The sequence below is a fragment of the Hyphomonas sp. genome, from assembly GCF_013823385.1.
Classification (GTDB): domain Bacteria; phylum Pseudomonadota; class Alphaproteobacteria; order Caulobacterales; family Hyphomonadaceae; genus Hyphomonas.
The window spans coordinates 19,426-33,495 of record NZ_PNMA01000003.1 but is presented as its reverse complement, the minus strand read 5'-3'; the positions used below and the strand labels follow the sequence as shown (position 1 = coordinate 33,495).

Here is a 14,070-nt window from a genome sequence, read left to right as displayed (position 1 = left end):
GCGTTGCCGTCACAAGGCAAGCCGGAGACCGTGCCTGAGTCCGTTTTGCGCTCTCGCGAGGGATGATCCGTTCCCTGATCCTGCGCCCGGCAGCATATCTATTGCTGCACTGCGCCATAATATTCGCAGATGAGGCTTAGCACCGGCGGTCTGCGGGCGCCGGAAAACATGAGAGACAGCCCTGTCACGGGGCAACAGATACAAATGCCACACTCAGGTCAGTTTATTTGCTGTGCCATCTTGGAATAGCTTGACGAGCGCGCTATGCAAACGTTTGTATAGTTCTGAAAAAATGACTTCTGGGAGGAAGTAATGCATCGTTTCCGCAACGCTTCAGCGATCTCGCTGATTCTCGCTCTTTCCGTGGCTGCCGGCACTGCCAACGCCCAATCGGAAGAGTCCCCATCAACAGACAAAGAATACGCGCTCGGTACAGTCACCGTCACGGCGTCCAAAACCGGGGCGCAGGAACTCCAGTCCGTCCCCCTCGCCATTCAGGCGTTCTCCGGGGAAGAGATGAAGGTGCGTAACATCACCACGGTCGACGATCTTGTATCGACCGTCCCTGGCGCCTTTGAAGGGTTCCGCCAGTCGGTCAGTTCCCGTATCTACAATCTCCGCGGCGCCGTGAGCAGCAACGGTGATTCGCCGATCGGGTACTATCTCGATGATGTTCCTTTTGTGGTGCCGAATTTCGGCATCGCCCCTCCGGTGCGTTTCCTGGACATGGAGCGCGTGGAGGTTCTGCGCGGCCCGCAGGGCACGCTGTATGGTCAGGGCTCTTCCGGCGGTGTTTTCATTTTCCACACGCGCGACCCCAACCTCGAAAAGGTTGAGTATTCTGCCGAAGCAGAAACCTCGCGGACGAGAGGCGCAGAAGACTACAATTACGGTCTGGCCGGCGCGCTTTCCGTGCCGATCATCAAGGACAAGCTCGCCATCCGCGTCAGCGGCGGTCATTCGCGCAATCCGGGCTGGGCTGACGCCTATTATGGCCCCTATGATGGCACTCCGGACGAAGAGGATGTGAACGGCGCGAAGAATGACGATTATCGCATCGTGGCCATGTACAAGCCTGCGGACAACGTGACCCTTCGCGCGCAGTACTGGAACTTCCAGCCGAGGCAGGACTTCACCGGCTTCACGGCATCCGTGAACCCGCCCTACTTCCAGAACACCGCCGGGCAGAAAGGCTTCAGCAACGGGGACTTCACCCTGATGAGCCTGACAGGCACGGTGGATTTCGACAAGTTCTCCATCACCAGCGCGACCAGCCATCTGGAAGGCGATTTCGGGATCAACATCCCGCTTTCTCCGGCCGGATCGTTCTCCAGCCAGTTCGGCCCGAAACTGTTCTCGCAGGAAGTGCGGGCAAACTCCAACGGGGACGGCCCCCTGCACTGGCTCATTGGCGCAGCCTATCAGGATGGTGAGGGCCCTCAGTTCAACACGCTGACCCTGCCAGTGATCGTGATCAATGCAGACAACAATACGCTGACTGAGAACTTCGCCGTATTCGGTGAAGTCAGCTATGAGCTGTTCGGGGGCAAGGTTGTGCCTCTGGTGGGCCTGCGCCAATATTACGACACGCGCACATTTGAAGACGCGACCTCATCGATCCCGACCGAAGAGGAAGTGACCACCTGGCGGGTCAATATTTCCTATCTTCCCACCGACGATCTGACGATGTTTGTATCGGCGGCAACCGGCTTCCGTCCCGGTATCGTGCAGTCGCGCGTGCAGGTTCAATCCCTTGTGGATGCAGGCATTCCAACGGATGTGGCTCTGGACCCTGAATCGTCCAAGAACTACGAATTCGGCCTCAAATGGCGCAGCCGTGAGCTCGGTCTCAATTTTGGTCTGAACCTGTATCAGCTGGAGTACACCAACCTCCAGACCAACACCCCCGGCGCGATTGCCGATGTGAACGGCTTCACCAATTTCGGCGACGCCACCACGAAGGGTGTGGACCTTGAAATCCGTTGGGATACGCCGATTGAGGGCCTGAGCCTTGGGGCTGTGGGTAACTTCAATGACAGCAAATACGATACCGTCGATCCGGTCGTTCAGGCGGCCCTGCCGATGTTCCGGCCTGGCTCGCGCCTCGTGAACACGCTGGACCAGAACTACCGGTTCGACATCAACTACAACCGCGATCTGGGCAACGACATTACCGGCTTTGGCAATATCGGGTTCAGCCATTCGGGCGATCGCCTGCAGGCAAACGGGTTGACCGCAAATCCCTATGACGTCGTCAACATGACCCTGGGTCTGCGGTTTGAACGGTATGAATTTGCGGTAATTGGAAACAACCTGGGTGACGAGCGTGGCCCGACATTCCTGGGCACCAATGGTCCTCTTTCCGGTTCTGGCCCAACGCCGCGCACGATCGGCGTGAGGCTGCGGGTTCTCTCAGAATAACCAGCCGCAAATGGGTCTGCCTTCGGAATTGAAGGCAGACCTCTGCGGACGGATACCTATCCCGCCAGCCCCCGCTGGCGGGATTTCTTTTGGCGCCAGGCGCGGTCAGGCGATGGACAAATCCGGACAATTTCGGACACTTCCGGACAGCACGGGACAATTCCCTGCCAAAACAGGACCTCAGACGGACGCAGATTGCCTCCAAGGGACGCCCTGCCCCAAAAACATCAGCAGCTGCTGGCGAACAGGACGGGCACCAGGGTGAACAGCGTCGCGAAGAGGCCGATCAGCGCGCCGGCGCGGGGGAGCCATGTCTCCCGATCCTTGCCGGCAGGCAGGCGCAGCAGAAGCCAGCCGCCCGCCGTGATACCGGCCAGCCAGCCGAGCAGCATCAGGAGGCGGTGAAGGCTGACGGGGCCAGCGTCAATTCCCGCCCACCCTGCGGCGCACCCTGCGCCGTGGAGGGCGTATACCAGGGTGAAGGCCGCCGCCCAGATGGCGGGGCCGAGCGCGACGAGGCCAAGCCAGAGAAGCCCCCTGCCCTTCATTGGCTGAGCACCTGCGCCCAGATGACCGCTGCCGAGATAGCGCCGATGGCGAGCGTGTAGCCTTGCCAGAGGTTCCAGTGGCGGAGCGCGCCGAGATGGCCGGCGGCGAGTTCCCCCCGCCGGGCCTGATCCAGGGCAAACGCGGCAAAGATGGCGGTGATGAACAGCTGGAGCGCCACATAGCCCAGCAGGGCCGCGCGAACTGCAGTCTGCGCGTGAACCCGGGGATCGCCGAGTTGCCAGATGGCGAGACCGGCGAGCGCCGCCAGGGCGGCGAGATTTGCGGCGAGCCCAAAGGCGATCAGGCGCAGCGGACTTCCGGCCTCCGAGACCTCTTTCAGCGCGCGGCCGGGCACAAGAGATGCCAGAGCCGCCGCCAGCAGCCCGCCGGCGATCAGCATGGCAGATACAGCAGCCTGCCCTTCCAGAGGCGGCGGCGCCGGACCGGGCGACACGAGCGTGATGAAGGCGAGGCCGAATATCAGCGAAGCGAAAAATGTTCCGTTGGCGAACAGAAAACATGCCAGGCCGCTGCCGGTGAGCGTAGCGGCACTATCGTAATGGGTTGGCAGCTGGAGGCCGGGCGCGATTTCCACTGGCGGGACGCTTCCAGCGGGCACAAGGGCGCGTGCCCAGCGCCAGGCAAACCAGAGGACCGGAAGCAAGGCGGCCAGCGCCACATAGTAGAGGCCGAACAACATCATCAGCACAAAGACGCCGATGGAGGCCGCGAACTGGATGGGCAGCGCCGTATTCGCGGGCAGGATGGCGACATGCTGCGGGCTTGCGTGCCCTATGCCCGTGACCAGAACTTCCCGATGCCCGCGCGGGGCGCCCGGCAGAACGCCTTCCCCGCGCGCCAGAGTGAGGGCCACTTCGGCGCCCCCTGCATATTCGCTGCCGGTCATATCGGGGCGCGGGAGGGAGGCAAAATTATAGGCAGGCGGTGGCAAGGCCATTGCCCAGTCAAGCGTTGGCGCTTTCCAGGGATCCCTGCGCGCGTGTTTTCCGAGCCATGCCTGAAGGATGCAATCCAGCGCGAACAGCGCAAATCCGAAGGTCATGACGAAGCTGAACACCGAGGAGACGAGGTTCAGCATCTCCCATTCCGGATGATCCGGATAGACATCAATCCGGCGCGGCATACCGACGAGCCCCGTGAGGTGCATGATGAAGAAGGTGCCGTGAAATCCGACCAGAATGGTCCAGAAAGCCAGTTCACCGAGGCCCTTGATACGCCGGCGGCCAGAAATCATCGGCAGCCAGTAGGCAAGGCCGGCCATCATCGGGAACACAAATCCGCCGATCAGAACATAGTGGAGATGCGCGGTGACAAAGGCCGTGTCATGAGCCTGCCAGTTGAAAGGCACGATGGCGAGCATCACCCCGGTCAGGCCGCCCATGACGAAGGTGAAGAAGAAGCCGAGGATATAAAGCATCGGCAGCTTCAGCTGGGGCCTGCCTTTCCACATTGTGCCGATCCAGGCGAAGACCTGAACGGCTGTCGGCACGGCGACCAGCAGAGACGCGGCAGAAAAGAAGGCCAGCGCCATATGCGGAATGCCGACGGCAAACATATGGTGCACCCAGAGGCCGAAGCTGAGGAATACGAGGCCCAGGATGGAGGCGACGATGGCGCCATATCCGAGGATCCGTGTACGGCTGAGGACGGGGATGACCGTAGACAGGATCCCGGCGGCGGGCAGGAAGATGATGTAGACTTCGGGATGCCCGAACAGCCAGAAAAGGTGCTGCCAGAGCAAGGGATCGCCGCCGCGCTCAGGATCGAAGAAAGGCCAGCCGAAGGCGCGCTCGATCTCCAAGAGGACCGAGCCGAGGATCAGCGGCGGGAAGCCCGCCAGCATCATGACGGCCGCGCCGAGTATGTACCAGGCAAACAGCGGCATCTGGGTGAGCTTCATGCCGGGCGCCCGCATGCGCAGGATGGTCACCGTGATTTCAACGGCGGCCGCGAGCGCGGAAATCTCGACGAAGGTAACGCCCAGCAGCCAGACATCAGCATTGATGCCGGGCGAATAGGTGCTGCCCGAGAGCGGGGTGTACATGAACCATCCGTCCCGCGGGGCGACGCCCATCAGCAGCGCGCCGATGAGGATCAACCCGCCGAACAGGTAGCACCAGTAGCCGAAGGCCGACAGGCGCGGAAAGGCCATATCCCGCGTTCCCAGCATCTTGGGCAGGAGATACATCGCCAGCCCTTCCAGCATCGGGATGGCAAACAGGAACATCATGATGCTGCCATGCATCGTGAATATCTGGTTGTAGATTTCGGTATCGAGGAAGGCGCCCTTGCGGGTGGCCAGCTGTGTACGGATGAGCATGGCGAGGAGGCCGCCGATGCCGAAGAAGATGAGCGCCGTACACATGAAGCGCAGGCCGATGGTGGAATGGTTCACAGCGGTGAACACGCCGCGGATGCCCGGTGCGTTACTCCAGACGCGGGTGAGCTCGCGGTGAAGGCGGAGCGCCGGTTGCGGGGGATTTGCCAGGTGGTCTGCGGGGGGCATGGAATTTTCGGTCATTCAGGCGCCTCCTCCGCCTGCGCCGGCACGCTGGCTGGCCAGTCTGCCGGATCGTGGGCGATAACGCGGAAGCGATGTGTGGCGTAGCCGATGCCGCAGAACTCCGCGCACCGGCCTTCATAGATGCCGGGGCTGGCCGCCTGGAGGCGCAGGACATTCTCCCGGCCTGGAATGGCATCCATCTTTCCGGCCAGACGCGGAACCCAGAAGGAATGAATGACGTCTGCGGAGGTTATCCGCACGTCGACAGGCTGTCCCGCAGGGATGTGAAGATCGCGGCCGGTCTCGATCACGGTGCCGTCCGGGCCGGGATGGGTGAAGGTCCAGCTCCATTGCTGGGCGTGGGCGCGAACTTCCAGGGCTGTGTCCCTCGGCAGAAGACGCTCTCCGACGGCGACGCCGGCGACCAGCATGGCGCTGAGTATCGCGAGGGAAAACCAGACGCCGAGGCCCCAGGTCCAGCGCCGCTCCGAGACGGCGCGGGGGGCGCCGAAGGAGAGCGCGAGCAGAGCCATGACGAATAGGGTCAGCCCGCCTGCGCCGGCGAGGAACACCCACCAGAGCCAGGCAATCGCCTCGGCCGATGGGCCGGCTGGATCAAGGGTAGACAGGGGCGCTGCGCAGGCCTGCGCCGCAAATAAGGGAACCGATACGGCCGCCATGCGCTTGAGTATCGACATCATCCTACAAGACAGGGGCGCGCAATGGACGAACTTCAACAAAAACTCAGCGATCCGATTGAGGAGCATCGCGGACTGCACGAGACAGAATCGCGCATCGCCGTTTCCGGCCACCCGTTGCACGCCATGCTGGTGGCCTTTCCGATTGCCCTGACGATGAGTGTTCTGGGCGCTGACCTTCTTTTCCTGTGGACGGGCGACGAATTCTGGGCCCGCGCGGCGGGGTATGCGGCCTTTGGTGCGTTCTTCATGGGCGTGGCGGCGGGCATAACCGGCACGGCCGAGTTGCTGTTGGTGCGCGGCATCCGCAACCGCACGGCAAGCTGGAGCCATTTCATTCTGGCGGTTATGCTGCTGGCCATTCTCAGCGCCAACTGGATCATCCGCATCGGCGCGCCCGAAAGCGCGGTGCTGCCCGGCGGGCTGCTGGTATCCATTCTGGCTGCGGGAATGACAACGGTGACGGGGTGGCATGGCGGCAAGCTCGTCTTTGACTATCATATCGGGACAAGATCAGGGGGCAATTCGCGGCCCTGAGGCTGTTGCAGAAACTCCGGCAACTGATGAAGCAGGGGTGTCAGATCAGGTTTGGCCAGAACCAGCAGCAGAACGACCGTGATGAGGACGAGGCCGATTGGCAGCGCGAGGACCGGCGACGGCATCTGATAGCTGCCCCTGCCCTCGGCGGTTTTGAGGATGAGGTGGCCGAGCCAGACATGCAGCAGGACCATGAGCGCGACGACAGCGAGCTTTGCCATCAGCCAGGCATCGCGCAGCTCGAGCAGCACGATCAGAGCCGTTCCGAAAGCGATGGCAAGAACCGCAGCAGGCGTGGCGACGCGCGTATAGCCGGCGTGCAGCAGGAGACGGAACTCGGTGAAGCCGGCCTGGGTGCTGATTTCACGGCGGCGGCCATAGACCTGCAGGATGATGGGCAAGGCCAGAAGACCGGCGCACCAGACCGACAGCGAGGCGATGTGCCCGGCTTTCAACAGGGCGATCATGCGGCCGAGACCTCCCGCCAGCCCCGGCGCAGTCTCATTGCGGCGATGATCGCAAGGGGGAGCATGCCCGGCACCCACATCACGAGCCCGGCAAGCTGCTGATCCCCGAGCGCAGTGAGCCCGAATGCATCCGTCAGGAATATATGCTCAGGATAAAGAATATTTCCGGAGAAGGTGAGGATCGCGCCGATCAGGCCCATCTGACCGGCCAGGGCAGCGAGCAGGAGCGCGGCCCGGATGTGGCCGGCGCCGCCTTCCAGCCTGAAGATTGACACCCAGAACGCAAAGCCACTGGCAAGCAGCAGGAACTGCATGACCCAGTAGACGAAGTGGCTGTTCCAGGCTGCCGAATAGATGGCAGGGACGTGCCAGCTCCAGAGAACCAGAGACATGGCTGCGAAGGCAGCGGCGCCGGCGCCATTGGGGAGGCGGATCTGGCGGAAGGCGAGCGCAAGCGCCGGGGCCACGAGACAGAGGAGCAGCAGATGATGCAGGCTGCGCGCCGAGAAAAGCGCGACCGTCAGCGCGCACAGGGGCGAGATGAACGCAGCCGCCAGGCCGAGCGCAGCGACTGTGGCATAGGCCGGGCGGCGTGCGGGCACGCCAACTGCGCCCGGAGCATAGAGCCCGCCCGTCAATACCAGCAGCACGAGGAATACCGGGAGCGGATCAAGATTCCAGTTGGCCAGCAGAGTGTCCGCCCCAGGCGGCGGGCCGCAATATGGCATGAACTCAGCCATTCCAATGACCCTGTCGAGACCGCTGCAAAGCGTCCGGCTTTCTATTGGATGCGGTGTGGGCGTCTGCCTGCGGCCTGATCGATTGAACCACGCTCATCACACATTCCCCTCTTTCCGCCTGGCACTGGTCAAGACGCGCGCATCAGGTCACCCCGATTGGAAGTGCCTGCATCTTGTGTTTCGTTCCTAACGGCTCAGACGGGCTTAGGTTCCGGGTTAGGGCGAAATTGCTGCAGAACAGGGATAACGCCCGCCCCGCCCGAGCAGCCCTTGAGGGTTGCCAGCTTTGGAAAACCACGTTACGGCGCCTCTGTTGCGCCGCAGCACGAACGGCATTTGCCCGCATCGGCGCCCATTCTTTCAGCGCCGGCTTGGAGTCGCCTGCAGGGGCCCGGACCCTGTAGTAGGAGCCCGCCGCTCAGTTCCGGATGTGATCCAAATGTCATTTCTCAGTTTCCAGTCTTTCAAAGAGACATGGCTGTTCAATATTCGTGGCGACCTGCTCGCCGGGCTTGTTGTGGCCCTCGCCCTCATTCCGGAAGCCATCGCCTTTTCGATCATTGCGGGCGTTGACCCCAGGGTCGGCCTCTACGCATCCTTCTCCATTGCCGTGATCACCGCCATCGTGGGCGGGCGCCCCGGCATGATCTCGGCAGCCACCGCCGCCACCGCCGTGCTGATGGTCACGCTGGTGCGCGACTATGGCCTCGAATACCTCCTCGCCACCACAGTGCTGGCGGGCCTCCTCCAGATCGGCGCGGGTTTCCTGAAGCTCGGCCAGCTGATGCGCTTCGTCTCCCGTTCGGTGATTACGGGTTTCGTCAACGCGCTCGCCATCCTGATCTTCATGGCCCAGATCCCCGAGCTCATCGGGGTGCCGATGCTGACCTACCCTCTGGTCGCGCTGGGTCTCGCCATCATCTACCTCTTCCCCTTCGTGACGCGGGCAATCCCTTCGCCGCTGATCTGCATCATTGCCATCTCTGCCATCGCTATCGGTTTCGGGCTCGATATCCGCACCGTCGGGGATATGGGAGAGCTGCCCGCCACGCTGCCGATGTTCCTGATCCCGGACATTCCGCTGACCTTTGAAACCCTGCAGATCATTTTCCCCTATGCGCTCGCTGTCGCGGTCGTCGGCCTGCTCGAATCCCTGATGACGGCGACCATCGTAGACGACCTCACCGACACCCCCAGCGACCGGAACCGCGAATGCGTGGGTCAGGGCGTTGCCAACACCGTTACCGGTTTCTTCGGCGGGATGGCAGGCTGCGCCATGATCGGCCAGTCAATCATCAACATCAAATCCGGCGGCCGGGGACGGCTTTCCACGCTTTCGGCGGGTCTCTTCCTGATGCTGATGATCCTCCTCGTGGGAGACTGGGTGAGCCGGATCCCGATGGCCGCCCTCGTGGCCATCATGATCATGGTGTCGATCGGCACGTTCAGCTGGTCGTCGCTTAAAAACCTGCGCGTTCATCCGCGCAGTTCTTCCATCGTGATGATCGCTACCGTTGCCGGGGTTATCGTCAGCCACAATCTCGCTATCGGCGTGCTGATCGGGGTGCTGCTGTCCGGCGTGTTTTTCGCCGGCAAGATCTCGCAGATATTCCGCGTCACTTCCGAACTTTCAGCCGATGGCCGCACACGCCGCTACATCGTGGAAGGCCAGGTGTTCTTCGCCTCAGTGGAAGCCTTCAATGCCTCCTTCGATCTGAAGGAAGCGCTTGATGAGGTGATCATTGATGTCAGCCAGGCGCACATCTGGGACGTTTCCAGCGTCGCTGCACTCGACATGATCGTGCTGAAATTCCGGCGCGAAGGGGCTAAGGTGGAAATCATCGGCCTCAACGAAGCCAGCGAAACCATCGTCGACAAGCTTGCCCTGCATGACAAACCCGGCGCGCTCGACAAGCTGATGTCGCACTAGGGAGGAACAGACATGACCCATATTCTCGCACTCATCGACGGCTCTGTTTACACCCACAGCGTCTGCGATCACGCCGCCTGGGCGGCTCGCCAGTATGGCGGCGATATCGAGCTTCTACATGTTCTCAGCTCGGCCCGGTCCAGTTCCTTCCCTCCTGATCTCTCCGGCTCCATCGGCCTCGGCGCCCGCTCGACCCTGCTGGACGAACTGGCCCAGCATGACGCGCGCACGGCGCAGCTGGCCAAGGAACGGGGGCGCGCCATTCTGGATGCGGCCCATGAGCGGCTGGAAAGCCAGGGTATACAGGATGTCAGCCTCGCCCTGCGCACCGGCGAGATTGCCGACTCGCTGGTCAAGCGGGCGGGCGATCTGATCGTGATGGGAAAGCGCGGCGAAGGCGCCGACTTTGAAAAGCTGCATCTGGGCTCAAACCTGGAGCGGGTCGTGCGCGCCGTTCACCGGCCCGTCCTGATCGCCAGCCGCGCGTTCAAGCCCATTCAGCACGCCGTATTTGCGTTTGATGATGGGGTCAGCGCCCGCAAGGCGCTGGACAGCCTCATCCAGTCCCCGATGGCGGACCGGCCCCGGATTACGGTGTTCAGCGTTGCCGAGGCCGGGTCAGACCTCGCCAAGGCGGGCATTGCGGCCGCCGCGCGCCTCAAGGAAGCAGGCTATGACGCCGCCGCGAAAGCGCGGCCGGGCCATGCCGAAAAGATCATCGCCGAGGAAGCCGGGCATGATGGCGCCGACCTCCTGATCATGGGCGCTTACGGACATTCCCGCATCCGCAGCCTGATCATCGGCTCGACCACAACCTCGTTGATCCGGTCCTGCCCCATCCCGCTGCTGCTGTTCCGCTAGGCTGGTAAGAGAGCTGCGACCCTTCCTGACGGGCGGGAAGTCAAACTTTGCGCCCGTCATCCCGGACCGGCACGCGGCCGATATACACCGTCTGTTCGATCTCTGAGTAATCATATGGATTCCGGAAGATCACCGGCGCGGCCCAGGCTTCTGGAAACACGCTTCTAAGACGATCTGTAAACTGACCGCTTTTGGCCTCATTGGACCATAGCCCAAAAACGCCGCCTGGCCGCAGATGCGGCAACAGGGCCGCGAGCCCTTCTGGCTGGTAAAAGCCCCGGCTGCGATTATCGAGCAGCATCTCTGGGGAATGATCGATATCCAGCAGGATCGCATCATATCCACGGGCCGACTGATCTGGTTCAAAGCCATCGCGCGAGGAGGCAAGCTGGAAGAAATCGCCCTGCACGAACCGTACCCGCTGATCTCTATGCAGCGCGTCTCCCACGGGGAGCAGGCCGCGCCGGTGCCAGTCGATTACAGGCTCCAGAAGCTCGACAACGGCAACGCTCGAGACACGGGGGTCTTTCAGCGCCGCGAGCGCCGTGTAGCCCATTCCCAGACCGCCGACCAGAACACGCAGACCAGTTCCTGACACCGCGCTGAGCGCCAGATCGGCCAGAGCGATCTCGGAAACCGTGAACACGTCGGACATGAGATGCTCGTCCCCGAGCTTGATCTCGTAGATGTCTTTGCCGAGCCTTGGCTCCCACCGCCGGCGCAGGGAAATAGCGCCAATCTCAGTCGGGCAGTAGTCCAGTTCTTCAAACAGCGCGCTCAATTTCCATTCCCTTTTGTTCTCGGGTCTCGTCGCCGGAAAGGCCGAGGAAGAATGCCCGCCCGAAGGACGAAAACAGGGTGCGCAGAAAACCGGCCGCAAGCCACCGGAAATTATCGCGGATGAACAGAAGCATGATCCGTTCCTGGAGCGGCTGGCTTCAGGATCAAAAGATTTTCTCCGCGCCACGCGGGCTGATCTCCTCGGTGACTTCACACCGAAGAATGAGTGACTCAGCTGTTGCGCCGATTTATATTTCCTGTATTCGTGAAATATGGAATCAGAACACGCTATCGAAAAGCTGTCCTCGCTCGCGCATGCGGGGCGCCTGTCCGTTTTCCGTCTGCTTGTGAAGGCAGCGCCAGATGGGCTCGCCGCCGGCGACATTGCGCGGCAGCTGAACATTCCGCCCAACACCCTGTCGGCGCAGCTCACCATCCTCAGCCATGCAGGCCTGGTGCAGCATCGCCGCGAGGGACGGTCCATCATCTATTCGGCTGATACGAGCGCCATGACAGACCTCATTCTCTACCTCATGCAGGACTGCTGCAGCGGGCGCCCCGAAATCTGCGAACCGGTTCTTGATGCCGTCAACAAGGCTTCCTGCTGCTGAGGCGCAGATCATCAGCTGCTCGTCTGTCTAATGACGATCTTAGTTCCCCCCAACATCTACGGTAACAGTTTCATGGGCCTTTTCGAACGCTATCTCTGTCTGGGTAGGTCTCTGCATTCTTGCGGGCATTGGCCTTGGCCTGCTCATCCCGGGCGCCTTTCAGGCACTCGCCGCGCTGGAATATGCAAATGTGAACTTTGCCGTCGCCGTGCTGATCTGGGCGATGGTCTGGCCGATGATGATCGGGGTGGATTTCTCCGCCATGCGGCGCGTCGGCGACCGGCCCAAGGGCCTGATCATCACGCTGGTGGTCAACTGGCTGATCAAGCCGTTCAGCATGGCGCTCTTGGGGGTTGTGTTCTTCCGGCACGTGTTTGCCGGGCTGATCCCACCCGAGGATGCCGAAGGCTATATTGCAGGGCTTATCCTTTTGGGCGCGGCGCCGTGTACGGCAATGGTGTTCGTCTGGTCGCAAATGACGAAGGGCGACCCGAACTATACCCTGGTGCAGGTGAGCGTGAATGATGCGGTGATGGTGTTTGCCTTTGCCCCGATCGTGGCGCTGCTGCTGGGCGTGACAGACATCTTCGTGCCCTGGGAAACACTGATCCTGTCGGTGCTGCTCTATGTGGTGATCCCGCTGATTGCCGGGGTGCTGATGCGCAACTGGCTGATGAAGCGCGGCGGCACGGGCGCAGTGGAAGGCTTTACCCAGCAGATCAAGCCGCTCTCCGTCATCGGACTATTGGCAACCGTTGTGCTGCTATTCGGGTTCCAGAGCGAGACGATCATTGCCTCTCCGCTGGTGATCGCGCTGATTGCCGTACCGATCCTGATCCAGTCCTATGGCATCTTCGCCATTGCCTATGCCGCGGCCTGGGCGTGGAAGGTGCCGCATAAGGTAGCCGCGCCCTGCGCGCTGATCGGCACATCGAACTTTTTTGAACTGGCTGTGGCCGTGGCGATCAGCCTGTTTGGCCTTAATTCCGGGGCGGCGCTGGCAACGGTGGTCGGCGTGCTGGTGGAGGTGCCGGTGATGCTGACCCTGGTGGCACTGGCAAACCGGACGCGCGCCGCATTCCCGGCCGAAGACTGATGGAGACGCCGATGAAAATTCTCTTTCTGTGTGTGGCAAATTCCGCCCGCAGCCAGATGGCCGAGGGCCTTGCGCGCCGGCGTTTCGGTCAGCGTGCCGAAGTTGCGAGCGCCGGGTCGGCCCCCACCCGTCCGAACCCTTACGCCATCGAGGCAATGGCTGAGCTGGGCATCGACATCACCGGCCACACCTCGAAATCCGTAGATGGGATGAACGCGGCCGATTTCGATTTCGTCATTACATTATGCGCTGAAGAAATCTGCCCCTGGCTTCCCGGCGCTACCCAGCGCCTGCACTGGCCGATTGATGATCCGGCCAGTGACGACCCATCGCTGACGCCTGAGGACATGCGCAAGCGGTTCGCGCGGGCAAGGGACATTATTCACTCCAAGCTCGCCGAATTTGAAGCCGAGCATCTGAATTAGAGGCACGTCATGCTGGAATATTCCGTGTCCGCCCGGCGCGTGGACGCTCATGGCAGCGAGGCGCGCGCCAAGGAGGCTGTGCTTGTCCTCGACACCGACCTCGCGGGCCGCCTCGACGCATTCAATCCGGCAGAACTGTTCCTGGCATCCATCGCAGCCTGCATGCTGAAGGGTATCGAACGCGTCACTCCCCTGCTCAGCTTTCAGCTGGAGGGGGCGGAAGTGCGCTTGCATGGCGTCCGGCAGGACGCACCTCCGAAAATTCTGTCGGTAACCTATGATCTCGTGATCGACACGGACGAGCCGGACGCGCGCCTCGAACTGCTGCACAAGAATGTGCGGAAATACGGAACAATCTCCAACACCGCCGCTGCCGCGCTCGACCTTCAGGGAACGATCCGGCGCAAATCAGACATCCAGTGAGCCGGAGC

At 61.9% G+C, this 14,070-nt stretch carries 15 protein-coding genes; 8 read left to right on the top strand and 7 right to left on the bottom strand.

The annotated features are described in order from the left end of the window. Positions 1-312 precede the first annotated feature (312 nt). The gene (locus tag C0456_RS03065; RefSeq protein WP_291048148.1) at positions 313-2,421 is read left to right on the top strand and encodes a TonB-dependent receptor; all 2,109 of its coding nucleotides are present in this window, start codon (positions 313-315) and stop codon (positions 2,419-2,421) included. A 227-nt stretch (positions 2,422-2,648) separates the two neighbouring features. Here the strand turns inward: C0456_RS03065 and C0456_RS03060 are convergent, their stop codons facing one another. The 3 genes from C0456_RS03060 to C0456_RS03050 are packed head-to-tail and all read right to left on the bottom strand — an operon-like array spanning position 2,649 to position 6,192. Then, positions 2,649-2,969 (bottom strand): hypothetical protein, encoded by a 321-nt coding sequence (locus tag C0456_RS03060; RefSeq protein ID WP_291048147.1) that lies wholly within the window; start codon positions 2,967-2,969, stop codon positions 2,649-2,651. Then, positions 2,966-5,512: a cytochrome c oxidase subunit I gene (gene ctaD / locus C0456_RS03055; protein ID WP_291048144.1), complete on the bottom strand. Its 2,547-nt coding sequence runs from the start codon at positions 5,510-5,512 to the stop codon at positions 2,966-2,968. Before ctaD ends, C0456_RS03060 begins: the two co-directional genes overlap by 4 nt. Further along, positions 5,509-6,192 (bottom strand): hypothetical protein, encoded by a 684-nt coding sequence (locus tag C0456_RS03050; RefSeq protein WP_291048142.1) that lies wholly within the window; start codon positions 6,190-6,192, stop codon positions 5,509-5,511. Before C0456_RS03050 ends, ctaD begins: the two co-directional genes overlap by 4 nt. Before the next feature lie 24 nt (positions 6,193-6,216). Here C0456_RS03050 and C0456_RS03045 point away from each other — a divergent pair, with 24 nt between their 5' ends. Continuing rightward, complete coding sequence (locus C0456_RS03045; RefSeq protein ID WP_291048139.1) at positions 6,217-6,729, top strand: DUF2231 domain-containing protein; 513 nt, start codon at positions 6,217-6,219, stop codon at positions 6,727-6,729. Here C0456_RS03045 and C0456_RS03040 read toward each other — a convergent pair. Both C0456_RS03040 and C0456_RS03035 read right to left on the bottom strand, forming a co-directional pair. Further along, positions 6,690-7,196 carry a CopD family protein gene (locus C0456_RS03040; protein ID WP_291048137.1) on the bottom strand — a complete coding sequence of 169 codons (507 nt, stop codon included), beginning with the start codon at positions 7,194-7,196 and terminating at the stop codon, positions 6,690-6,692. The genes C0456_RS03045 and C0456_RS03040 overlap by 40 nt on opposite strands. After that, the gene (locus C0456_RS03035) at positions 7,193-7,936 is read right to left on the bottom strand and encodes a cytochrome c oxidase assembly protein (protein WP_291048134.1); all 744 of its coding nucleotides are present in this window, start codon (positions 7,934-7,936) and stop codon (positions 7,193-7,195) included. Before C0456_RS03035 ends, C0456_RS03040 begins: the two co-directional genes overlap by 4 nt. Before the next feature lie 439 nt (positions 7,937-8,375). Between C0456_RS03035 and C0456_RS03030 the strand changes: the two genes are divergently transcribed. Then, positions 8,376-9,866, top strand: coding sequence for a SulP family inorganic anion transporter (locus C0456_RS03030; RefSeq protein WP_291048132.1), 1,491 nt, complete (start codon positions 8,376-8,378; stop codon positions 9,864-9,866). Positions 9,867-9,878: 12 nt separating this feature from the next. Then, positions 9,879-10,727: a universal stress protein gene (locus C0456_RS03025; protein ID WP_291048130.1), complete on the top strand. Its 849-nt coding sequence runs from the start codon at positions 9,879-9,881 to the stop codon at positions 10,725-10,727. A 40-nt stretch (positions 10,728-10,767) separates the two neighbouring features. Here the strand turns inward: C0456_RS03025 and C0456_RS03020 are convergent, their stop codons facing one another. Together C0456_RS03020 and C0456_RS03015 are read right to left on the bottom strand one after the other, a co-directional pair. Further along, complete coding sequence (locus C0456_RS03020) at positions 10,768-11,508, bottom strand: spermidine synthase (protein WP_291048129.1); 741 nt, start codon at positions 11,506-11,508, stop codon at positions 10,768-10,770. Beyond that, positions 11,492-11,641: a hypothetical protein gene (locus C0456_RS03015; protein WP_291048127.1), complete on the bottom strand. Its 150-nt coding sequence runs from the start codon at positions 11,639-11,641 to the stop codon at positions 11,492-11,494. The genes C0456_RS03020 and C0456_RS03015 overlap by 17 nt, the downstream gene beginning before the upstream one ends. Positions 11,642-11,779: 138 nt before the next feature. Between C0456_RS03015 and C0456_RS03010 the strand changes: the two genes are divergently transcribed. The 4 genes from C0456_RS03010 (at position 11,780) to C0456_RS02995 (ending at position 14,062) form a co-directional block, all read left to right on the top strand. Beyond that, on the top strand, positions 11,780-12,118 hold the full coding sequence (locus C0456_RS03010) for a helix-turn-helix transcriptional regulator (RefSeq protein ID WP_291048125.1): 339 nt from the start codon (positions 11,780-11,782) through the stop codon (positions 12,116-12,118). Positions 12,119-12,209: 91 nt separating this feature from the next. Next, positions 12,210-13,214, top strand: coding sequence for an ACR3 family arsenite efflux transporter (arsB, locus tag C0456_RS03005; protein WP_291048486.1), 1,005 nt, complete (start codon positions 12,210-12,212; stop codon positions 13,212-13,214). An 11-nt stretch (positions 13,215-13,225) separates the two neighbouring features. After that, positions 13,226-13,639, top strand: coding sequence for an arsenate reductase ArsC (locus tag C0456_RS03000; RefSeq protein ID WP_291048122.1), 414 nt, complete (start codon positions 13,226-13,228; stop codon positions 13,637-13,639). Between the two features lie 9 nt (positions 13,640-13,648). After that, entirely contained in the window at positions 13,649-14,062 is a 414-nt protein-coding gene (locus tag C0456_RS02995) for an OsmC family protein (protein WP_291048118.1), read from the top strand. Positions 14,063-14,070: the final 8 nt, after the last annotated feature.